General features: G+C 67.2%; 24 protein-coding genes and 1 other RNA gene. 11 read left to right on the top strand and 14 right to left on the bottom strand.

Annotated elements, in window-relative coordinates; translation table 11 throughout:
* The 7 genes from Q0U08_RS07355 to Q0U08_RS07325 form a co-directional block, all read left to right on the top strand.
* Positions 1-2046, top strand: a 2046-nt coding sequence (locus tag Q0U08_RS07355; RefSeq protein WP_298090664.1) for a chromosome segregation protein SMC, incomplete at its 5' end; no start/stop codon positions are given.
* Between the two features lie 160 nt (positions 2047-2206).
* Positions 2207-2419 carry a cold-shock protein gene (locus tag Q0U08_RS07350; protein WP_298090663.1) on the top strand — a complete coding sequence of 71 codons (213 nt, stop codon included), beginning with the start codon at positions 2207-2209 and terminating at the stop codon, positions 2417-2419.
* A gap of 62 nt (positions 2420-2481) precedes the next feature.
* On the top strand, positions 2482-2688 hold the full coding sequence (locus tag Q0U08_RS07345; protein ID WP_298090662.1) for a hypothetical protein: 207 nt from the start codon (positions 2482-2484) through the stop codon (positions 2686-2688).
* Between the two features lie 130 nt (positions 2689-2818).
* A complete protein-coding gene (locus tag Q0U08_RS07340; RefSeq protein WP_298090661.1) occupies positions 2819-3328 on the top strand; it encodes a hypothetical protein in 510 nt (169 codons plus the stop codon).
* Between the two features lie 253 nt (positions 3329-3581).
* The gene (locus Q0U08_RS07335; RefSeq protein ID WP_298090660.1) at positions 3582-4835 is read left to right on the top strand and encodes a putative DNA modification/repair radical SAM protein; all 1254 of its coding nucleotides are present in this window, start codon (positions 3582-3584) and stop codon (positions 4833-4835) included.
* A gap of 81 nt (positions 4836-4916) precedes the next feature.
* Entirely contained in the window at positions 4917-5402 is a 486-nt protein-coding gene (locus Q0U08_RS07330) for a hemerythrin domain-containing protein (protein WP_298090659.1), read from the top strand.
* Positions 5403-5437: 35 nt separating this feature from the next.
* The gene (locus tag Q0U08_RS07325; RefSeq protein WP_298090658.1) at positions 5438-6829 is read left to right on the top strand and encodes a UdgX family uracil-DNA binding protein; all 1392 of its coding nucleotides are present in this window, start codon (positions 5438-5440) and stop codon (positions 6827-6829) included.
* Between the two features lie 40 nt (positions 6830-6869).
* Here the strand turns inward: Q0U08_RS07325 and Q0U08_RS07320 are convergent, their stop codons facing one another.
* Positions 6870-7667, bottom strand: coding sequence for an aldo/keto reductase (locus Q0U08_RS07320; protein ID WP_298090657.1), 798 nt, complete (start codon positions 7665-7667; stop codon positions 6870-6872).
* Positions 7668-7756: 89 nt separating this feature from the next.
* Between Q0U08_RS07320 and Q0U08_RS07315 the strand changes: the two genes are divergently transcribed.
* Positions 7757-8392, top strand: coding sequence for a DedA family protein (locus tag Q0U08_RS07315; protein ID WP_298090656.1), 636 nt, complete (start codon positions 7757-7759; stop codon positions 8390-8392).
* Here the strand turns inward: Q0U08_RS07315 and Q0U08_RS07310 are convergent.
* The 12 genes from Q0U08_RS07310 to ssrA form a co-directional block, all read right to left on the bottom strand.
* The gene (locus Q0U08_RS07310; RefSeq protein ID WP_298090655.1) at positions 8373-9764 is read right to left on the bottom strand and encodes a hypothetical protein; all 1392 of its coding nucleotides are present in this window, start codon (positions 9762-9764) and stop codon (positions 8373-8375) included. The two genes, Q0U08_RS07315 and Q0U08_RS07310, sit on opposite strands and share 20 nt — an antisense overlap.
* Complete coding sequence (locus tag Q0U08_RS07305; RefSeq protein ID WP_298090654.1) at positions 9764-10225, bottom strand: hypothetical protein; 462 nt, start codon at positions 10223-10225, stop codon at positions 9764-9766. Before Q0U08_RS07305 ends, Q0U08_RS07310 begins: the two co-directional genes overlap by 1 nt.
* Positions 10226-10239: 14 nt before the next feature.
* Positions 10240-10782 carry a demethoxyubiquinone hydroxylase family protein gene (locus Q0U08_RS07300; protein ID WP_298090653.1) on the bottom strand — a complete coding sequence of 181 codons (543 nt, stop codon included), beginning with the start codon at positions 10780-10782 and terminating at the stop codon, positions 10240-10242.
* Positions 10779-11273 (bottom strand): disulfide bond formation protein B, encoded by a 495-nt coding sequence (locus Q0U08_RS07295; RefSeq protein ID WP_298090651.1) that lies wholly within the window; start codon positions 11271-11273, stop codon positions 10779-10781. Before Q0U08_RS07295 ends, Q0U08_RS07300 begins: the two co-directional genes overlap by 4 nt.
* The gene (locus Q0U08_RS07290) at positions 11273-12607 is read right to left on the bottom strand and encodes a S41 family peptidase (RefSeq protein WP_298090650.1); all 1335 of its coding nucleotides are present in this window, start codon (positions 12605-12607) and stop codon (positions 11273-11275) included. Before Q0U08_RS07290 ends, Q0U08_RS07295 begins: the two co-directional genes overlap by 1 nt.
* 213 nt (positions 12608-12820) lie before the next feature.
* Complete coding sequence (locus tag Q0U08_RS07285; protein ID WP_298090649.1) at positions 12821-13294, bottom strand: NUDIX domain-containing protein; 474 nt, start codon at positions 13292-13294, stop codon at positions 12821-12823.
* Positions 13295-13438: 144 nt separating this feature from the next.
* Positions 13439-14602: a peptidoglycan DD-metalloendopeptidase family protein gene (locus tag Q0U08_RS07280; RefSeq protein ID WP_298090647.1), complete on the bottom strand. Its 1164-nt coding sequence runs from the start codon at positions 14600-14602 to the stop codon at positions 13439-13441.
* Positions 14603-15025 (bottom strand): 23S rRNA (pseudouridine(1915)-N(3))-methyltransferase RlmH, encoded by a 423-nt coding sequence (locus Q0U08_RS07275; protein ID WP_298090645.1) that lies wholly within the window; start codon positions 15023-15025, stop codon positions 14603-14605. It abuts the gene before it with no gap.
* A gap of 13 nt (positions 15026-15038) precedes the next feature.
* Positions 15039-15467, bottom strand: a complete 429-nt coding sequence (rsfS, locus tag Q0U08_RS07270) for a ribosome silencing factor (protein WP_235904000.1) — start codon at positions 15465-15467, stop codon at positions 15039-15041.
* Positions 15442-16101: a nicotinate-nucleotide adenylyltransferase gene (locus tag Q0U08_RS07265; RefSeq protein WP_298090643.1), complete on the bottom strand. Its 660-nt coding sequence runs from the start codon at positions 16099-16101 to the stop codon at positions 15442-15444. The genes rsfS and Q0U08_RS07265 overlap by 26 nt, the downstream gene beginning before the upstream one ends.
* On the bottom strand, positions 16065-17327 hold the full coding sequence (locus Q0U08_RS07260; protein ID WP_298090642.1) for a glutamate-5-semialdehyde dehydrogenase: 1263 nt from the start codon (positions 17325-17327) through the stop codon (positions 16065-16067). Before Q0U08_RS07260 ends, Q0U08_RS07265 begins: the two co-directional genes overlap by 37 nt.
* Positions 17328-17420: 93 nt before the next feature.
* Positions 17421-17791: a transfer-messenger RNA gene (gene ssrA, locus Q0U08_RS07255) on the bottom strand.
* 37 nt (positions 17792-17828) lie between these two features.
* Between ssrA and Q0U08_RS07250 the strand changes: the two genes are divergently transcribed.
* The gene (locus Q0U08_RS07250) at positions 17829-18260 is read left to right on the top strand and encodes an Rrf2 family transcriptional regulator (protein ID WP_298090640.1); all 432 of its coding nucleotides are present in this window, start codon (positions 17829-17831) and stop codon (positions 18258-18260) included.
* Here Q0U08_RS07250 and mscL read toward each other — a convergent pair.
* Entirely contained in the window at positions 18257-18742 is a 486-nt protein-coding gene (mscL, locus tag Q0U08_RS07245; RefSeq protein ID WP_298090639.1) for a large conductance mechanosensitive channel protein MscL, read from the bottom strand. The two genes, Q0U08_RS07250 and mscL, sit on opposite strands and share 4 nt — an antisense overlap.
* 105 nt (positions 18743-18847) lie before the next feature.
* On the opposite strand from mscL, the gene Q0U08_RS07240 reads away from it, so the two are divergent.
* Positions 18848-19435 (top strand): LemA family protein, encoded by a 588-nt coding sequence (locus Q0U08_RS07240; RefSeq protein ID WP_298090637.1) that lies wholly within the window; start codon positions 18848-18850, stop codon positions 19433-19435.
* Between the two features lie 26 nt (positions 19436-19461).
* A partial coding sequence (locus tag Q0U08_RS07235) for a YgcG family protein (protein WP_298090635.1) occupies positions 19462-20239 on the top strand: 778 nt, incomplete at its 3' end.

Below are 20239 nucleotides of genomic sequence, written 5' to 3'. Positions count from 1 at the left end.
GAATCGGACCGCGACGCCGCCCGCGCCGCTCAGGCCACCGCGACCGAACAAGCCACCCGCGCCCGCGCCGCGCTACAATGGGCGGAGACCGGCGAGACCGAGGCGATCGCCGAACGTGACCCTGCGGAGGCTGCCCGCGCCGCCGCACTGGCCGCGCTTGCCGCGCTCGATGCGGAGGCCGCCGCGCTCACCCGTGCGATGCAGCGCGGCGGCGACCGGCTGCTCGATGCGGTCCGCGCCGAGCCCGGGTTCGAACGCGCCCTGGCCGCCGCACTCGGCGACGAACTCGACAGCGCGCTGTCGGACTGGACCGGCTCGCCGCTTGCCCCCGACGATCCGCTCCCCCCGGTCGGCACGCTGCCGCTCGCCGCGCGGGTCGAGGCACCCGAGGCACTCACCCGCCGCCTGTCGCAGATCTGGCTGGTCGAGGTCGATTCGGGTCAGACGCTCGCCTGTGGCCAGCGCCTCGTCACGCGTGAGGGCCATGTGCGCCGCTGGGACGGCTATACGGCCGACGGCGGTGGTGCCGCCGCTGCCGAGCGGCTGGAGCGGCGCAATCGTCTCGCCGCGCGTGTCGGCATCGGCCCTGGCGAGCAGCGCGCCGCCGCCGCCTCCGCCCGCGCGCTGCTCGCCAGGGCCGATGCCGACACGCGCGATGCGGAGCGTGCCGAGGACCGCGCCACGGCACAGCTTGAACGCCTGGCCGCCCAGCGCACCGATCTCGCCACGCGCGCCGCGCAGCTCGACGCGGCCGTTGCCGACGCCGCCGCCGCGCTGGCCGCTGCGGAGGCTGCGCGCGACGCCCTTCCCGATGGTATCGCCGCGTCCCGAGTGGAACGTCTGCAATCCGATGCGCAAACCGCCCGCGCCGCCGTCGCCGCCGCCCGCAGCGACCGTCTCGCCCGCGATCGTACGCTTGCCGCCGCACGCGACCGCCGCACCGCCGCGCTAGCCGAGGCGGCGAGCTGGCGCACCCGTGCAGGCGAGGCTGCGGCGCGCATCGACGCGATGGACACCCGCGCCGCCGATCTGAACCGGGACATGGCCGCGCTGGCCGCGCAACCTGCCGCCCTGGCCGCGGAGATCGAACGGCTGGATGCCGACCATGCCGCCGCCCGCACACAGGCCGATGCTCTCCAGGCCGGGGAACGCGCCGCCGAGACCGGATTGCGCGAAGCCGAGGCGGCATCGACACGCACGCACGAAGCGCTGTCGATTGCGCGCGAGGGCCGTGCCACCGCCGCCGCCCGCGTCGAAAGCCACGAACTGCGCCGCGTCGAGATGGGCCGCGTCTCAGGCGAGCGGTTCGGCTGCCCCGCCCCCGTTCTCCCCGCCAAACTGGAGTTCGACAGCACCGCCGTCGGCACCCCGCAGGTCGAGGCCGCCGCGCACGAGAAGCGCAATGCCGAACGCGACCGCCTCGGCCCGGTCAACCTGATCGCAGAGGCGGAACTGGCCGAACTGGAACAGGCTGGCCGCGCGACGATCGCCGATCGCGACGAACTGGGCGAAGCCGTGCAACGGCTGCGCGGCTCGATCGGTACGCTCAACCGTGAAGGGCGCCAGCGGCTGCTCACCGCCTTCGCCGCGGTCGATGCCCATTTCCGCCGCCTCTTCACCACGCTGTTCGACGGTGGATCGGCGCATCTGGAAATGATCGATTCGGATGATCCGCTGGAGGCCGGGCTGGAAATCATGGCGCAGCCCCCCGGCAAGCGGCTTCAGTCGCTCACGCTGCTGTCGGGCGGCGAACAGGCGCTGACCGCGATCGCGCTGATCTTTGCGCTGTTCCTCACCAACCCCGCCCCGATCTGCGTGCTGGACGAGGTCGATGCGCCGCTCGACGATGCCAATATCGAACGCTTTTGCGATCTGCTCGACCGGATGACGCGCGAGACCGATACGCGCTATCTGATCGTCACCCATAATGCCGTCACCATGAGCCGTATGCACCGCCTGTTCGGCGTCACCATGGTCGAACGCGGCGTCAGCCGCCTCGTCTCCGTCGACCTCCAGGCGGCCAACACCCTGGTCGCGGCGGAATAAGCCACAGGGCTTGCGCGGCCGCCCCTGCATCCCCATGTTGCACCCGCTTTAGTCGCACATCGACGGTTTTCGGCGCTTTGCGGCCCATTCTCCTTCTTTCCCTGCAGCCACGGCACCGGCGTACCGGTCTTCGGCGCGCCCTTTGAACGAAGGAAAATTCATGAGCATCACCGGCACCGTCAAGTTCTTCAACGCGGATAAGGGCTATGGCTTCATCGCACCCGATACGGGCGGCGCGGACGCTTTTGTCCATATCTCCGCGGTGGAACGCGCCGGCATGATCACGCTGAACCAGAATCAACGCGTCGGCTACGAATTGGAAGAGGATCGCCGCGGCAAGATGGCGGCAGTAAACCTCCAGCCGGTCGACTGATCCCGGCAATGGCGATCCCTTCCGGGGTCGCCATTTTTCTTTGCCGCAACGGAGATGCCACCATGTCGAACGATGCAGCCTTCTTCCGCCAGCAGGCCATTCTCCAGCGCACTGCCGCTGGCGAGGCGACGCTGAACAACGTGCGCGAACAATGCGAACGCGCCGCCGCCTCTTGGGAGGTCATGGCCTCGCGCGCCGAACGCACCGAAAAGCTGCGCGCGGATCGGGAGGCGAAGGTCCAGCACGCACCGATCGTCGCCGCCGAGTGACGCAGGGCTGGTCGCCCGTCCCGCTCCTTCTGCTGATCCCCCTCCTTTTCGCCACCGTCGTGTTGACGGCATGGTTGTCACGCGGCCTGATCTTCCGCCTGCTGCGCTGGCATTATTGGCGCCGCCGCCGGTGAGCGGCCCCGCCTACGACACCATGCGCCGCGGCACGCGGTTCCTGGCCGACATGGCCGCCGGTGCCGCCTTCACCACCCCCTGGCCCGCCGGGCAGGGCGGGCGCATCCGCGCGCTCTATCTCGGCAACTGCCTGCGCGAACTGGACCGTTTTCTCCACGTCCTGATGGACGAGATCGCCGGCGAAGGACCAGGCCGCCCGCTGTCGCTGCGCCATACCACCGCGAACAAGCTGGGCGGCCATGCCCATGCCCGCTGGGACATGGCCGCCGACCAGACGCGGTTGAACGCGCTCTGCCGCTCACGCACCTGCCTGTTCCATGATGACGGCCGGGTCCGGCGCCCCGATCGCCCGCGCGGGCGCTGGATGACCGCCGGCTGGCCTGCTCCCGCCTCCACCACGCTGCGCCGCTATGCGGTCGGCGAGCCGCTCCATCTGTCCGGCGCCGACCTTGCCGACACCTGCGCCTTCTACCAGCGTCTGGCCGATCGCCTCGTCCGGGCTTGAACGACCCCTCGGTACCCGCCCGAATTTCCTACAGCCGCTCCACCTGCTATGATGCCGCATGTTCCCGGCACCGTCAGGTCCAGCCCGCTTCCGCCTTATTGCGATTGCAACAATAGTAAGTGGACACGCGGCGGGGGGTGTAGTGTCCACTTCCAGACCTCAGCCGGACGGTGGCCCCGTTTCTGTCCGCGAATCACCCCGTCGACGCCGCTCCCGCCTTGCCCCTGCCTCCGCCCGAACATATATCGAACGCATGGCGCAGCTCGACACCCGGCAGAAGCTCGAAATCCTTGCCGATGCTGCCAAATATGATGCATCTTGCGCGTCGTCCGGCACGGCCAAGCGCAACAGCCGCGACGGCAAGGGGCTCGGCTCGACCGAGGGCATGGGCATCTGCCACGCCTATGCCCCCGATGGTCGCTGCATCAGCCTGCTCAAGATCCTGCTGACCAACAGTTGCATCTTCGACTGCCATTACTGCATCAACCGCAAATCCTCGAACGTCCGCCGCGCCCGCTTCACCGCGGACGAAGTCGTGAAACTCACCATCGCCTTCTACAAGCGCAATTATATCGAGGGGCTGTTTCTCTCCTCGGGCATTATTCGCTCGTCCAACTATACGATGGAACAGATGGTCGAGGTCGCGCGATCACTGCGCGAGGATCACCATTTTCGCGGCTATATCCACCTCAAGACGATTCCGGACGCCGATCCGGAGCTTGTCCGGCTGGCCGGGCTCTACGCCGACCGTGTCTCGATCAACGTCGAACTCCCCACCGCCGGCGGGCTGAAGCGCCTCGCCCCCGAAAAGGACGGCGCCCGGATCGAAGGCGCGATGGCGGACGTGAAATCCTCGATCATCGACACCCGCGACGCCGCCAAGCGCTACAAGTCCGCTCCCCGCTTCGCCCCCGCCGGTCAGTCGACGCAGATGATCGTCGGCGCCGACGCCGCCACCGATCGCGACATCGTCTCGCGCGCCTCCACGCTCTACGACCGTTTCCAGCTTCGCCGCGTCTATTATTCGGCGTTCAGCCCGATCCCCGATGCCTCCGCCGTGCTTCCGCTCCAGCGCCCGCCATTGATGCGCGAACACCGGCTCTACCAGTCCGACTGGCTGATGCGCTTCTACGAGTATCAGCCGCACGAGGTCGTTGCCGCGGCGGACGACGCCACGGGCATGCTCCCGCTCGATATCGATCCCAAGCTGGCCTGGGCACTAAAATTTCGCCAGCATTTTCCAGTAGATATCAACCGCGCGCCCCGCGAACTGCTGCTCCGCGTGCCCGGTTTGGGCGTAAAGGCGGTGAACGGCATCCTCGCCAGCCGCCGTTGGCGCCGCCTGCGCCTTGATGATGTCGCCCGCCTCACCGTCTCCGTTGCCAAGCTGCGCCCCTTCATCGTCACCGAGGATTGGCGCCCGGTGATCCTGTCCGATCGCGCCGACCTGAAGACGCTGGTCGCCCCGAAGAAGAAGAAGGAACAGCTCGAACTCTTCGCCGCCTGAACGGCGTCCGCGGTGAGAATGAATCGCGGGTGAAACGAGCGCGCACTTCGCAGGTTGGAATGGCCAAAGGAGACTGCACCGATGGCCACCGCCCAAATCTACGCCGACCTGAAGCGCGATCATGACAAGCAGCGCGAGATGCTCAAGCAACTCGCCGAACTGAAGGGCGACTCGGCCAAGCGGCAGAAGCTGTTCGAGGCTTTCCGGCTGGAGGTGCAGAGCCACGCCGCCGCCGAGGAGGAGTCGCTCTACGCCACGATGCTCGGCGATCCCGAACTGCGCGACGATGCCCGCCACTCGGTCAGCGAGCACAAGGAAGTCGACGATCTGCTCGGCGAGCTGATGGACCTCGATTTCGCGTCGGACGAGTGGGAATCCAAATTCTACCACATGCGGCACCGCTACGAGCATCATATCGACGAGGAGGAGGAGGAGATGTTCCCCGCCGCGGAGAAGGAACTCGACGACGCGACCGAGGAAAAGCTGGCCGAGATTTATGAGGATCGCAAGCCCAAGGAGCTGGAAGAAGCCAAGGCCAACCCGCCCGGCGGCGACGAGCGCGAATGAGCCTCCTCGGGCATAACCGGGCGACTGGCTGAGCGATGCGCGTCGTCACCCTTTCCCAGCCCGACGATTTCGACGGATGGCGTGACGCCGCACGCGGTCTTGCCGCGGACGGCGTACCGCCGGAGGATATCGTCTGGCAGGTCGGCGACACCCCCACCGACCTATTTGCGGGCGAGGCGGTGGCGCACGCCGCGCCGCCGCCCGCCGCCGGCTTCTCGGTGCCGCGCCCCTTCATGGATTTGGCCCGCCGGGCCGCGCTCGCCTCCGATCCGGAACGATGGGCGCTGCTCTACACCGCGCTGACCAGGCTTCGCACCCAGCCCAAGCTGCTGGAGGATCAGGCCGATCCTCTGGTCCGCCGGCTGGAGGCACTGGCCAAGGACGTCCGGCGCGACATCCACAAGATGCGCGCCTTTGTCCGCTTCCGTGAGGTGGACGAGGACGGCACACCGCGTTTCGTCGCGTGGTTCGAACCCGATCACCACATCGTCCGCGCCAACGCGGCCTTCTTCGTCAATCGTTTCGCGTCGATGCGCTGGTCGATCCTGACACCCGAAGTGTCGCTGCACTGGGATGGCACCACGCTCACCGAAGGCCCCGCCGCCAGCAAGGCCGACGCGCCCGATGGCGACCCGACCGAGGAGGTGTGGAAGACCTATTATGCCAGCATCTTCAATCCCGCCCGCATGAAGGTCGGCGCGATGTTGAAGGAGATGCCGCGTAAATACTGGAAGAACATGCCGGAAACCGCGCTGGTCCCGCAACTGATCGCCGGCGCGCAGGCACGGGAGGCCCGCATGATCGACACCGCCCGGCAGGAGATCGGCGGCAACAGCCAGATGGCTTGGGATGCGCTGCGCGAGGAAGCCGCTGGCTGCACCCGCTGTCCGCTCTACAAGCCCGCGACGCAGACCGTGTTCGGCGAGGGGCCCGTCGACGCGCCGCTGATGTTCGTCGGCGAACAGCCCGGCGACCAGGAGGATCTGGCCGGCCGCCCCTTTGTCGGCCCCGCCGGCCAGTTGTTCGACCGCGCGCTCGCTGAGGCCGGCGTCGACCGCACGCGCGCCTACGTCACCAACGCGGTCAAGCATTTCAAGTTCGAACCCCGCGGCAAGCGCCGCATCCACTCCAAGCCCAATACCGGCGAGATCGACGCCTGCCGCTGGTGGATCGAGCAGGAACAGATGCTGATCCAGCCGAAGGTGACCGTCGCGCTCGGCGCCACCGCCGCCCGCTCGCTGTTCGGCCGCACCGTGACGATCAGCCGCGAACGCGGCCGCGCCCAGACGCTGGCAGATGGCGGCACGGCGTTCATCACCGTCCACCCCAGCTACCTGCTACGCCTGCCCGACCCCGCCGCCGCAGAGGCCGAATACGCCCGCTTCGTGGAGGATCTGAAGCAGGCGCATGCCGCATTGGCAGGGTGAAGCGCATCGCCCGCCCCGCCTTGCTCTCAGCGAAGATGCGTCAGAACGTCGCCGGATCGGGCCCGATCCGGCTGTCCTCCCGGTCCAGCGCATCGATCGCTGCCATATCCTCGGTATCGAGGTGCAATTCGCTCCCGGCAAAATTGTCGCTCAGATGCTCCGCATCCGCCGCCTTGGGGATGACCGACAGGCCGTGTGCCAGATGCCAGGCGATCACCACCTGCGCCGCCGACCGGCCATGCTTCTGCGCGATGTCGGCGATCACCGGGTCCTGCAACAGCGGCCCACCCTGGCCGAGCGGGCTCCAGCTCTGCGTCACGATGCCCTTGTCGGCATGATAGTCGCGCAACGCCCGCTGCTGGAAATTCGGATGCAGCTCGATCTGGTTGACTGCCGGTGCGACACCAGTCGCCTCGATGATCGCATCCAGATGCTCGGGCAGGAAGTTCGACACGCCGATCGACTTCGCCTTGCCCGCCTCGCGCAGTGCCACCAGCGCCTTCCACGCTTCGACATAATCGCCCGCCGCCGGCACCGGCCAGTGGATCAGGTACAGGTCCACCGCCTCCACGCCCAGCAGCGCCAGGCTCTCGTCCAGTGCGGCCTCGGCACCGCGGTGACGGTCGTTCCACAGCTTCGTGGTCAGGAACGCATCAGCGCCCTTGTAGCCGTCGCCTACCCCGCGCTCGTTATTGTAGATCGCGGCGGTGTCGACCAACCGGTAGCCGATATCGAGGCCACGCCGCACCACGGCGGCGACATGCGCATCGGGGATCTTGTAAGTACCCATGCCCAGTTGCGGCATGGTCCGGCCATCGTTCAGCGTCAGATCGGTCATGCCCGCGCCAACCGACCGTCCCGCGATCCGGTTCCACCGGGCACACGGGCGATTGACGCCCGCACCCCGATCGCGCAAGTCCGCACCCCATGTTCGAGCAGATATTGGGCGCCCTCGCATCCTTTGCGATCTGGGTCATTTCATCGGGTGGCTATCTGGGCATCATGCTCCTGATGGCGATCGAAAGCGCATGCATCCCGCTGCCGTCCGAGATCATCATGCCCTTTGCCGGCTATCTCGTCTCCACCGGCCGGTTCGATCTGTATCTGGCGGCGACCGCGGGCGCCCTCGGCTGCAATCTCGGCTCGATCGTCGCCTATGAGATCGGCAAGCGCGGCGGCCGCCCGATGGCCGAACGCTGGGGCCGCTACCTGCTGATCGGCCCCGGCGAGCTCGACGCCGCCGACCGCTTCTTCGCCCGCTGGGGCTCGGCAGCGGTGCTGATCGGCCGCCTGCTGCCCGTCATCCGCACCTTTATCGCCTTTCCCGCCGGCGTCGCCCGGATGAAGCTGGTGCCCTTCCACCTTTACACCTTTATCGGCTCCTGGCCCTTCTGCCTGGGCCTTGCCTATGTCGGTCGCGAACTGGGCGAAAAGTGGAACAGCGATCCGCGGGTCAAGGCCTTCTTCCACCAGGCCGACCTGCTCATCGGCATCGTCCTGGTTGCACTCGTCGCCTTCTACGTCTGGCACCGCATCCGCGGCCTCAAGCGCGCCCGCGCCTGACGCTCCAGGCGAGTGCCGCGATCACCGGCACCGCCACCACACCCCAAAGCGCCAATCCTTCCCATGGCGACCATCCCCACCATTCATTGGGGATGGTGCGCAACTGGCCCGTCACGAAACGGTCCCGCCACACCGCGTCCCGAAGCGCATTGGGCACGAAGCCATAGGCCATGATCTCGGCCGAGGCGATCACCAGGTTGATCGCGATCGACAGCGCCAGCACGGTACAGGCCGCCACGCGCGCCCAGGTCGATCGCAACTCCGCCCACAGCGCCGCCAGTCCCAGTGCGGCAAGCCCTGCCAGCGGCATCGCATGGCGCGGCCCCGTCGAATTGCCGCCATCCCAATAGACATAGGCGGCGTTCACCAGCAGCGCGATCACCACCACACCCACCGCCATGATGCCCACGTCGCGCGTACGACGCTCCTCGACCAGCAGGCACAGCCCCGGCACCGCCAGCGCCAGAACCGGCGCCACCCAGATCAGGCCCCGCCGCACGCTGAACAGGATCGCCTTCAGCACGTCCATGCGCGGCACGGTCAGCCCGAACAGCCCCTGCTGCATCCCTTCGAACCCGACCACCCCGGAATAGCCGACGCGGAACATCGTCCCGAAGGCGAACAGATTGTAGGCGAGCAGCGGCAGCAGCGCGAGGATGCCGGCCGCGATCAGCACCGCGATCGCTCGTTCGGCCCGTGGCGTGCTCCACGCACGCCAGATCGCCCACACAGCGATCACGCTGCCGGCCAGTACCGCCTGATACTCGACCACCGCAGCCCAGCCGAGCGCCAGTCCTGCCACCGCCAGCCCGCGCACACCGCCACGCATGCCACCCCAGGCGGCGATCACGAACAGCGCCGCCACCGCCGCATGACCAAAGATCGTCGTGGACCAGCCCCACACCGGCGTGCCCAGCGCATAGCCCAGGCTGGCGAACAGTGCCCCCGCCGCCGATCCGGTCACCATCAGCGCCATGTCGAACAACAGGACCGCGGCGATCGCCGTCAGCAAGGCCGGCCCGGTCGCCGCCGCGATCCGGGTGCGCAACCGCATATAACGCTCGAACCCCGGGTCCTGGACCGCCAGCGCATGATCCGCCGCCCGCTCACCCGTCACCCGGTCGGCGAACCAGACGGCCGGCAGCGCCATCAGCGTCATGCCCGGTGCCTTGTCCAGATAGGCGTGCCCATCGAACATCGCCTTGTCGATCGTCATCGGCGCGAACGCATCAATCTGCGCGCTGCCATCCTCCACGATCGCCACGGCGGCGAACATGCGTGTCGCGTTGTTGGGATTGAACTCCCATGATCCGAACCAGGCGCAGGAAAACCAGATCAGCAGGAACAGCGCCGCCCGCATTCGCCCCGGCATCAGGGTACACGCGACTCCTGCAGACGCCGGTCGCTATTCACCGCCCGGTTCTCGCGCACGCGCTGGTTGAAGCAGCCGGTCTGTCCGCCCGCGCCGACCGTGGAGCAACTGCCGATGCTGTTCGTCCCCACGCCCTCGTTCACCGTGCCGGTCGCGCGCACCGCCCAGCTTTCATTCTCGGGCGTGATCTGCAACTCGCGCAGTTCCTTGGGCACGCGGAACTGTTCCTCGGCGCTGCGGCGCACGCACACCACGATCTCGTTGCCGTTATTGTCGGTCGGGCAACGCTCGTTGCCGAACAGAGTCAGCACGCCGTTCACGGGCGCGTTGCGCGAAACCTCGCCTGGCCCCGTCACCGGCTTCGGCTTGGTTGCGCCGGGCAGCGCGACGCCCTGCACCGCCTGCGTCGCCGCCGCGGGTCCGGCGACCAGCACCAGCGCCATCAGCCATGCCTTGGTCATCACCACCCTCTCCCTCAGATCCGCTTCGCCGCCGCGATCGCCGCCTTGCAGCCCAGCCGGATGAATCCATACAGCACCGGATAGCCGAACGTCTCTTCCGCGCCGGACGCCAGCGCATGATCGCGATGTTCCAGCTCCTCGGCCTGGAAATCCGCGATCGCCTCGGACAGTTCTGGATCGCTGTCGGCAAGCTGGTCCAGTTGCGCCTGGTAATGCTTGTCGATCTCGGTCTCGACCGCCGCGGTGCAGGCCATTGCCGCATTCGGTCCGATCGCCGCGGTCACCGCGCCCAGCGCGAAGCCGGCCACGTTCCAGAAGGGCTGAAGCACCGTCGGCCGCACCCGCCGCTCCACGATCATCCGGTCGAAAAAGGCGCGGTGCCGCTCTTCCTGTTCGGCCATGTGGTGGATCGCGCGCGACGAGGGATGCCGGTCGCCCAGCACCGCCAATTGTCCCGCATAGATGCGCGTGGCGCCATATTCGCCCGCCTGATCAACGCGGACCATCGCCTTCGTCGTCTCGCGCCGGTCGCCCGGCATCCATCCCAATGCGCTCATCGTGCCTTCCTCATCAGCACCAAGATGGTGGCCGCCCCGCCCAACGAGAAGAGGGCGTTGAACCCGGCGAGGGAAATGCCGGCCAGCGTCCATTGTGCCACGTCGCAGCGGATGACGGGTGCGCGCATGATCGCGTCCAGCCGCTCCGCCGCGCTCGTGCCGCCCATCTGCACGGTGGAGGTGCAGGCGGTGAAGCCCTGCCACCAGCCATATTCCACGCCCGCATGTGCCACCCCGATCGCGCCGGACACCGCGATCAGCAGCGCCGCGATGATGATCAGCGACGCCCGGATGCTCCGCTGTCTCACGAAGAATGCCGCAAAGGCCGGCACCAGCGCGGCATAATGCGGCCAGCGCTGCCAGTGGCACATCTCGCACGGATAGAGGCCGCCGATCAGTTGCGATCCCCAGGCACCCGCCAGCAGGGCCGCCGGCAGAAGAAGGGCGATCCAGTTCGCCCGCCGTTCACCGGCCGTCAGCGGTCTGACCATCACTTCACCGGCGGCTTGGTCGCCGCAGCGACCTGCGTCGCCCCGCCCAGCCGCGCGATCGTCTTCAGCGCGTAATAAAGCTGGAAGTCCTCGACCCCCTGCTTCTTCAAGCTGTCGGGCGTCGCGGCGAAGCGCGGATCAGTCTTGGTATCTTCTTCCAGGATCTTGTCGTCGGCCTTCACCTCGTTGATCAGGTGGCGGCGCAGATCGGCCTCGCGGAACACCGGCCGCGACTTGTAATCGGGGTCGGAAATCTGCGGCACCGCCAGATCGGGCTCGATGCCGCCCTCCTGCACCGAACGGCCGGACGGCGTGTAGTACCGCGCGGTGGTCAGCCGCAGCGCCGTCTCCGGTCCCAGCGGCAACAGCGTCTGCACCGATCCCTTGCCGAACGTCCGCTCGCCCATCACGATCGCGCGGTGATGGTCCTGCAAGGCACCCGCCACGATCTCGGACGCAGAGGCGGTGCCCGAATTGGTCAGCACGATCACCGGCAGGCCGTGCGCGTCATCGCCGGCCTTGGCATAATAGCGCTCGATATCGCTCTTCTCGCGCCCGCGCTGCGACACGATCTCGCCGCGCTCCAGAAAGGCGTCGGACACCGCGATCGCCTGGGTCAGCAACCCGCCGCCATTGTCGCGCAGATCGACCACATAGCCGAGCGGGCGGTGCCCCAGCGACTTGTCGATCGCCATGATCGCCGCGCGGGTATCCGCGCCGGTGTTCTCGGAAAAGGTGTTGATGTTGATGTAACCGACATCGCCGCGGACTTCCCACTTCACCGGGCGCTGCACGATCACCTCGCGCACCAGCGTCACGTCCAGCGGCTTGTCGCGGCCCGGCCGCACCAGCGTCAGCGAGATCTTCGTCCCCGGCTTGCCGCGCATCACGCCGATCGCCTCGTCCAGCGACTGGCCATAGATCAGCTTGCCGTCGATATGCGTGATATAGTCGCCGGACTTGATCCCGGCGCGCCCTGCCGGCGTATCCTCCTGCGGCGCGATCACCTTGACCGCACCGTCCTCCATCGAGACGGTCAGGCCCAGCCCGCCATAATTGCCCTCGGTCTGGATCTTCAGATTGTCGAAGTCGAGCGCATCGACATAGCTGGAATGCGGGTCCAGCGCCGCCAGCATCCCCTGGATCGCGCCCTTTATCAGCGTCTTGTCGTCGACCTTGTCGACATAGTCGGCCTTGACGCGGTTATACACCTCCAGGAACTGGTCGAACTCGCGATAGGTGCCGCTGTCGACGGCCGCCATCGCGGCGGTGGCGAGCGGCACCATGGCAAGCGAGCCGACGATCGCAGTGGCAGTAAGCAACGGACGGGGCATCGATGGTCCTGAGCCTTGGAGGAATACGCCACATTAGCGGCAACCGCGCCGCCGATCAAAGCGATAGCGCGGCTGAACACAGGCTGGCTGGCGGAACGGATTGGAGGGTCTATGCAGACAATGACGACCATGTGCATTTCCCGTTCCTGACGGGAGCCCATTTTCGCTGGATTTGAGCAGGGATGATCGATCGGGAAGAGCCTGCAGGAGCGGCTACCATTCTCCCGCGCCGGACAGCCCCGCCCGATACTCGGCAATCCTTCGACGTGTCGCTGGCGACGTGGAGGTCGGCAACTGATCCAGCGGGAACCATTCGGCTTGTTCGATCTCCATCAGATCAGCCCGCCGCATATTGTTGCCGGCGGCCGATGAGACCCGCGCCACATAGATGACGATGTGGTCGTCCTTGCCTTCGCGTCGACTGTGATACACGCCCAGAACACGCTCGATGGTGGCATCCGTCACCGCCACCTCCTCCTTAAGCTCGCGATGAAGCGCAGCTTCGGTACTTTCGCCCTTTTTTACGCCCCCGCCCGGCAAATACCATTGATCCACATAGGTGTGGCGTACCAGCGCTACTCGCTCGTCCTCATCGAGCAGAACGGCCCGTACACCCAGTGTACGTGGCTTTGTGATCCGCCACGCCACCCGAGCGATCTTCCCAATGACTTGGTGGTGCCATGCCATCATCCTCTCCCGTCGACGCGTTGCAGCGTCGGATCATCGGTTGCCATAAACGAAGACCAAGGCAAGCAAAGCGCTCTGATAAGCAGAGGCCGTTTAGCAACTTCGCTTCTACGGAGATGCTTGTGCTCCGCGGTAACGGCGTTCTCACCCCAGCAGCGCCGCAATATCCACCGGCTGCCCTCGCCGCCGCAACTCCACCGACACACGCGGCGACTCGCCCTCGCCCGCACGCCCCAGCGGCGTCCCCGCCGCCACGCGCGCACCAGGCCGCACCGCCAGCGCGCCCAATCCGGTGACCAGAGTGGCCCACCCCGCCCCGTGATCCAGGATCACGATGTCGCCGTAACCGCGATAGCGCCGCGCATAGCGCACCACCCCGTCCGCCGGCGCCACCACCGGCGCGCGCGGGTCGGTCGCCAGCGTCAGTCCGCGTGCCCGCACGCCCGCCGAGGACAATTCACCGAACCCGCTCACCAACCGCGCGTCGCGCACCGGCAAACGATAGGTGCCGGGTTCCGGCATCGATCCGGTCACGCCCGGCGCCAGGGGTCGCGCGACCGGCGCGGGCAGCGCGGCAAGATCGCTGGCGGTCGCCTGCGCGGCGCCATCCTGCGCCATCCGGTCGACCAGATCGCGTGCGGCCTCGCCCATCGCCAGCGCCCGGTCCGCCTCGCTGATCGCGGTCCGGCCGATCGCCTGCGCACGCGCGCGGTGGCCGGCGGCGGTGGCGGCCAGTTCCTGCCGCGCCACCTCCAGCTTGCGGCGCCCCGCGACCAGTGCCTGTGCTGCCACATCGGCGCGCGCGCGCATCACCCGTGCGGCCGCGATGTCACGCCGCACGGCCTCGGTCCGGGCGTGGATCGCCGGCAGCGTGCTGGCCAGCACCGCGCGGCCATGCACCAGATCGCTGACCGATCCCGGTTGCACCAGCGTCGCCGCCATCGGTCGCGTCGCCAGTCCCTGCATCGCCGCCAGCAGGCGTGCGACCGGCGCCTGTTGATCGGCCAGCCGCGCCTCGCGCGCTTCTCGCAACCGGTCGATCAGCGCGACCCTCGCCTGTGCCGCGCGCACGTCCGCCGCCGCCGCCTCGACACGCGCCGCCATCGCGCGCTCGCGCACCTCCGCACGCTCGGCCACGCCACGCACCCGCGCCGCATCGGCCATCAACTGCATCGCACGGTCCTGCGCCACCACCGCCGCCCGCTTCGCCGCCGCCAGCCGCCGCGCCTGCTCCGCCGCATCGGGCACCCGCGCGGCGACACTACCCGCCAGAATCAACGCCAGCGAAAGCCCCAGCCCCCCGCGCACTCACCCCTCACGATGATAAGGATGATTCGCCAATATACTGGTCGCACGGAACAACTGTTCGGCCAGCATGGCGCGCGCCATAAGGTGTGGCCAGGTCGCGCGCCCGAAGGAGACCAGCAGGTCCGCCTCGGCCCGTGCCGCATCGTCAAAGCCGTCGGCTGCGCCCAGCATGAAGCGCGCCTCGCGCACCCCGTCGTCACGCCATCGCCCCAGCCGCTCGGCAAAGGTCATGGAGGGCAGGTTCTCGCCCTTCTCGTCCAGCAGGATCAATCGGCTCTGCCCCTCGCGCACCGGCACGCGGCCGCCGGTATCGGGCAGTTCGGTCACCCGCGTCGGCCAGACGATCCGCTTCAGATAGCGGTCGACCAACTCCGCCTCGGGCGAACGTCCGATCCGCCCGCGTGCGACGATGTGCAGCAACACGGACGGCGAAGCGTCAGGCCTGGGGAGCGGGCGTCGGGGCCGCGGCCGGCGCGTCGCCGAACGCCCACATCCGCTCCAGATTGTAGAAGGTACGCACCTCGGGCCGGAACAGGTGGACGATCACGTCGTTCGCATCCAGCAGCACCCAGTCGGCGGTCTGCAGGCCCTCGATCCGCACGATCCGGCCGAACTCGGCCTTGATCTTCTCGGCCAGCTTCGTCGCCATGGAGGCGACCTGCCGGGTCGAGCGACCGCTGGCGATCACCATGTAATCGGCGATCGAGGACTTGCCCGCCAGCGGGATCGAAACGGTCTCCACCGCCTGGTCGTCATCCAGCGAGGCGAGGATCAGGCGGTGCAGCGCCTCGACCTCGGCGGCGTCGGACGGCTTGGGCGATTGGGGGGAAGTGGCCAAGTTAGCTCCTGGGTTGGACGACGGCATGCTTTACGTTACGCACATGCCAGTCTGGATCGCGGGCGCGTACGCCCGTGGCGGAAATGGGGTCGGGGCGAAAGCGCAACAGCACAAGGGCCGGCCGTCTCCACGTCATCCAGTTCGTCGCCTGGTCCGAGCGCCGTTCAAAGCGCCGGAACCAGCCCATGGCGGGTGCCGATTGGGCCGATGTAGTGTATCCCGGACGCGCGACAACCGCAATCGGGATTGCGCGGGCAATGGTGCGCCAGTCGCGCCAGCGGTGGAACTGGCCGAGATTGTCGCTTCCCATCAACCAGATGAAGCGGATGTCCGGGTATCGGCGGATCAGTTTGCGGATCGTGTCCACCGTGTAGCGTGTGCCCAGCCGCGCCTCGATCGCGCTCGCCCGGATCGGGGCACGCCGCGCCATTCTGCGGGCCGATGCCAGGCGCGCGGCGAGCGGCGCCATGTCGATCGCCCCGTCCTTCAGCGGGTTGCCGGGCGACACCATCCACCACACTTCGTCCAGCTTCAACGCCCGCATGGCGTTCAGGCTGATGCCCCGGTGCCCCTTGTGCGCCGGGTTGAACGATCCGCCGAGCAGGCCGACATAGCGCGGCCGGCTCACCCGCGGATCTGCCCGCTCCCGCGGCCGACCCATTTGTACGTGGTCAGCCCCTCCAGCGCGACCGGGCCGCGGGCGTGCAATCGGCCCGTCGCGATGCCGATTTCGGCCCCCAGACCGAACTCGCCCCCATCGGCGAACTGGGTGGAGGCGTTCCACAGCACGATCGCGCTGTCGACTTCAGCCAGGAAGCGTTCGGCGAGGCTGCCATCCTCCGCCACGATCGCCTCGGTATGGCCCGACGAATGCGCCGCGATATGCGCCAACGCCCCGTCCAGCCCGTCGACCAGCGCGACCGAAGCGATCGCATCCAGATATTCCGTGTCCCAGTCCTCGGGCGTGGCGGCGATGACTTCGGGCACCAGCGTACGGATCCGGCCATCCCCGCGCACCTCGCATCCGCCGCCGCTCAACACGCGCACCAGCGCGGCGGCATCGCGATACTGCCGATCGATCAGCAATGTTTCCATCGCGCCGCAAATTCCGGTGCGCCGCAACTTGGCGTCGCGCACGATCCGCATCGCCATGATCTCGTCTGCCGATCCATCGACATAGACATGGTTGATGCCGTCCAGATGCGCCAGCACCGGCACCCGCGCCTCGGCCTGCACCCGCGCCACCAAGCTCTTTCCCCCGCGCGGAATGATCAGGTCGATCGCGCCGTCCGCCGCCAGCATCGCGCCGACCGCTGCGCGGTCCACGGTGGGAACAAGTTGCACGGTCTCGCCCGGCAGGCCGGCGGCGCAGAGACCGCGAACAAAGGCGGCATGAATGGCACGGTTGCTCGACACCGCCTCGGATCCGCCCCGCAGGATCGCCGCATTGCCCGACATCACCGCCAAGGCCGCTGCATCCGCCGTCACGTTCGGACGGCTTTCATAGATGATGCCCAGAACCCCCAGCGGCACGCGCACACGCGACAATGCCAGTCCGTTGGGCCTCGTACGGGTATCGATCACCGCACCCACGGGATCGGGCAGCGCCGCGACCGCATCGATTGCCGCCGCGATACCCGCGACCCGCTCTGCATCCAAACGCAACCGGTCCAGCATGGCCGGACTGAGCCCATTGGCGGTGCCTCGCGCCTGATCCTCGCCATTGGCAGCGACGATCGCATCGGAATCGTGGCGGATCGCGGCTGCCGCTGCGCGCAAAGCCGACGCCTTCGTGGCCGTCGGCTGACGCGCCAGGATCTTTGTCGCATGGCGGGCGCGCTGCGCCATCATAGCGATCAGGCGAACGGGGTCGTCAGTATCGGCCATGCGCCCGCACCTATCATGCAGCTACGCAGTGCGCCACTAAAGCCGGAGAAAGCAGGTGGGGAGCTTCTGTTGCTCGGTGCCCCCCGTACCGCCGGTGTCTGCTTCTGTTGCCCGGTGCAGCCCAACCGCGCTTTTGTCCGATGTAATCTAAACCGTTAGGTTCGGATTACGCGGCAATCGCAAGAGCCTCGTTATCGTTGGCACTTGTCTATATGGGCCGTCACGGTGGTCCCATTCCGAACGAAAACAGCGCTTTTCAACACACGTCGATCCTGGTTCGGCCCCATCAGCGACGCTGGCGACCGAAACTCCGCCGTAACGGACCTTCTGCCTCAGCTGCGATGGTGGAGCCGCCGGGTACTGCCCCCGGGTCCGCTGCGTCTATTATACGCCGCAGTTTATCGCCATAGTCGGGTAAACCCGACGGATGCGATATAGGGATCGAAGAAGCGGAGCGCAAATGCCTTTCGCTTGCCCCAATTTGGGTTCATGGGAAGCGCCATGTTGACCCAGCGTTCCCGCTATGCGCTGCGTGCGATGCTGTTCCTGGCGCAAGCCCAACCGGGCTCTCCGCCCACCTCCATGACGCGGATCGCGGCGGAGGCGAACGTACCACGCAAGTTCCTTGAGCTGATCCTGGCGGATCTGCGTGGTGCAGGGCTGCTCGACAGCCATCGAGGCAAGATGGGCGGATATCGTCTTGCGCGCCCCGCGCATCTCATCTCGCTGGGCGACATCATTCGCATCATCGAGGGGCCGCTGGCTCTCGTCCCGTGCGTCAGCCGCACCGCGTACCGTCCGTGTACCGATTGCAAATCGGAAGCCGACTGCGCGATCCGGCACGCGATGGCGCGCGTTCGCGACGAAACGGCGCGCATCCTTGATGGTACCAGCCTGGCGGACGCAACCGCCAAGTCTCTGGCAGCGGCCTAGCGCGGATCCGACGCGGCGGGTGGGGCCGGCCGGCTGCGCAGTTCGTCGCGAATTTCACGCAGCAGCACGACGTCGGCGGGGTCGGCCGCGGGGGGCGCCGTGCCCAGCTTCTTCTCATGTTCGGCCAGCGCGACCAGCCGGTTGACGCTGCGCACCAGCATGAAGACGATGAAGGCCAGGATGACGAAGTTGATGACGACGGTGATGAACTCGCCATATCCGAGCAGCGGCACGCCCGCCGCCTTCAACGCGGCATAACTGTCCGGCGAGCCCCGATAGCTGGCCGGGATCGGCCCCAGCCGGAAGAAGTAGCTCGAAAAATCGAACCCGCCAAAGATCCAGCCGACCACCGGCATGATCACATCATCGGTCAGCGACTTGGTGATACCACCGAATGCGCCCCCGATGATAACGCCGACCGCGAGGTCCAGCACGTTGCCGCGCGCGATAAAGGTCTGGAATTCCTTTAATAGACCCGCCATCGATGCCTTCCCTATATAGCAGATGACAAGGTTAATCCGGGATATCGCGTTCGCCAAGCCTGCCGACTATCCCATAGGAACGATACAGCTTCAGGAGACGCATCGATGAAGTTTCGCGCCCCTCTCGCCATTATGGCCGCTGTTTCGCTGGCCGGTTGCGGCCTCAACAGCGTGCCGACCAGCGAGGAAAACGCCAAGGCCAAGTGGGCCGACGTACAGGCCGCCTATCAGCGCCGCGCGAACCTGATCCCCAATCTGGAAGCGACGGTAAAGGGTGCGGCAGCCTCCGAGCGCCAGATACTCACCGACGTTATCTCCGCCCGCGCGCGTGCCACCCAGGTCCGGGTGACGGGCGACGAACTGACCGATCCGGCCAAGATGGCGCAGTTCCAGGCCGCACAGGGTCAGTTGAACGGTTCGCTGGGCCGGCTGCTCGCCAATGTCGAGGCCTATCCCGAGTTGAAGAGCCAGAACAGTTTCGCGATCTTCATGGATCAGTTGGAAGGCACCGAGAACCGCATCAACATCGCGATCCTCGACTATAACAAGGCGGTGCAGGACTATAACACCCGCATCCGCACTTTCCCTGATGCGGTCGGCGCACGCGTCTTCTATGGTGCCAAGCCGATGGTGCCCTATCAGGCAACGACACCGGGCGCCGAGAACGCGCCAAAGGTTGATTTCGGTAGCTGACCGCGATGGCTACCCTAAGCCGATGGATGGCGCTGATCTGGCTGTGCCTTGTCGCCGCGACGGCGCAGGCGCAGACCTTTCCGAAATTCAGCGGCTTGGTGGTCGACGCAGCGGACGTCCTGCCTCCTGCGCAGGAAACGCAGGTGCGGCAGCGGCTCGAGGCACTTCAGCAGCAGACCGGCCGCCAGCTTGTCGTGGCGACCATTCCCGATCTTCAAGGTTATCCGATCGAGGACTATGGCTATCGCCTGCTCCGCACCTGGGGTGTCGGGCTGAAGGATGCGAACAACGGCGCGATCCTGCTGGTGGCGCCTGATGAGCGCAAGGTTCGGGTCGAGGTCGGCTATGGGCTGGAACCGGTTCTGACCGATGCTTTTTCCGGCAATGTGATACGCCAGGACATCGTTCCCAAATTCAAGGCGGGTGATCTGCCCGGCGGTATCGTGGCGGGGGCCGATGCGCTGGCCGATCAGTTGGCGCGGCCCGATGTGGAAGCGAAGGCCAAGGTTGCCGAGGCCGCGAAAACGTTCGATGCGGCGCAGCGTGGTCGCGCACGGGGCGGCAACGTTCCCATCGGCCTGATCTTCTGGGGGATCATCGGCTTTGCCATATTGATGTCCTTTGTGGGGCGTCGCGGCGTGAAGGGCCGGCGTTTCCGCGGCGACAGCGGCATGATGCCGGTCATTTTATGGAGCATCGCCAACGAGATCGGGCGTGAGGCTGGTCGGGGTGGTGGCGGCTGGAGTGGCGGCGGGTTCGGCGGCGGTTCGAGTGGCGGTGGCGGCGGCTGGATGGGCGGCGGAT

It is taken from the genome of uncultured Sphingomonas sp., assembly GCF_946477935.1.
Lineage (GTDB): Bacteria > Pseudomonadota > Alphaproteobacteria > Sphingomonadales > Sphingomonadaceae > Sphingomonas.
The sequence above is the reverse complement of the archived record's forward strand: the minus strand, read 5'-3'. Positions and strand labels throughout refer to the sequence as shown.

Bases quoted from the DNA above. Each gene is read 5' to 3' on its own strand.
- mscL (WP_298090639.1), bottom strand. From the start codon at position 18,742: ATGGCGGGTCTATTAAAGGAATTCCAGACCTTTATCGCGCGCGGCAAC.
- Q0U08_RS07325 (WP_298090658.1), top strand. From the start codon at position 5,438: ATGCGCGTCGTCACCCTTTCCCAGCCCGACGATTTCGACGGATGGCGT.
- Q0U08_RS07300 (WP_298090653.1), bottom strand. From the start codon at position 10,782: ATGAGCGCATTGGGATGGATGCCGGGCGACCGGCGCGAGACGACGAAG.
- Q0U08_RS07295 (WP_298090651.1), bottom strand. From the start codon at position 11,273: ATGGTCAGACCGCTGACGGCCGGTGAACGGCGGGCGAACTGGATCGCC.
- Q0U08_RS07260 (WP_298090642.1), bottom strand. From the start codon at position 17,327: ATGGCCGATACTGACGACCCCGTTCGCCTGATCGCTATGATGGCGCAG.
- Q0U08_RS07330 (WP_298090659.1), top strand. From the start codon at position 4,917: ATGGCCACCGCCCAAATCTACGCCGACCTGAAGCGCGATCATGACAAG.
- Q0U08_RS07290 (WP_298090650.1), bottom strand. From the start codon at position 12,607: ATGCCCCGTCCGTTGCTTACTGCCACTGCGATCGTCGGCTCGCTTGCC.
- Q0U08_RS07305 (WP_298090654.1), bottom strand. From the start codon at position 10,225: ATGACCAAGGCATGGCTGATGGCGCTGGTGCTGGTCGCCGGACCCGCG.
- Q0U08_RS07285 (WP_298090649.1), bottom strand. From the start codon at position 13,294: ATGGCATGGCACCACCAAGTCATTGGGAAGATCGCTCGGGTGGCGTGG.
- Q0U08_RS07350 (WP_298090663.1), top strand. From the start codon at position 2,207: ATGAGCATCACCGGCACCGTCAAGTTCTTCAACGCGGATAAGGGCTAT.
- rsfS (WP_235904000.1), bottom strand. From the start codon at position 15,467: ATGCCGTCGTCCAACCCAGGAGCTAACTTGGCCACTTCCCCCCAATCG.
- Q0U08_RS07345 (WP_298090662.1), top strand. From the start codon at position 2,482: ATGTCGAACGATGCAGCCTTCTTCCGCCAGCAGGCCATTCTCCAGCGC.
- Q0U08_RS07310 (WP_298090655.1), bottom strand. From the start codon at position 9,764: ATGCCGGGGCGAATGCGGGCGGCGCTGTTCCTGCTGATCTGGTTTTCC.
- Q0U08_RS07335 (WP_298090660.1), top strand. From the start codon at position 3,582: ATGGCGCAGCTCGACACCCGGCAGAAGCTCGAAATCCTTGCCGATGCT.
- Q0U08_RS07265 (WP_298090643.1), bottom strand. From the start codon at position 16,101: ATGGGTCGGCCGCGGGAGCGGGCAGATCCGCGGGTGAGCCGGCCGCGC.
- Q0U08_RS07240 (WP_298090637.1), top strand. From the start codon at position 18,848: ATGAAGTTTCGCGCCCCTCTCGCCATTATGGCCGCTGTTTCGCTGGCC.
- Q0U08_RS07320 (WP_298090657.1), bottom strand. From the start codon at position 7,667: ATGACCGATCTGACGCTGAACGATGGCCGGACCATGCCGCAACTGGGC.
- Q0U08_RS07250 (WP_298090640.1), top strand. From the start codon at position 17,829: ATGTTGACCCAGCGTTCCCGCTATGCGCTGCGTGCGATGCTGTTCCTG.
- Q0U08_RS07315 (WP_298090656.1), top strand. From the start codon at position 7,757: ATGTTCGAGCAGATATTGGGCGCCCTCGCATCCTTTGCGATCTGGGTC.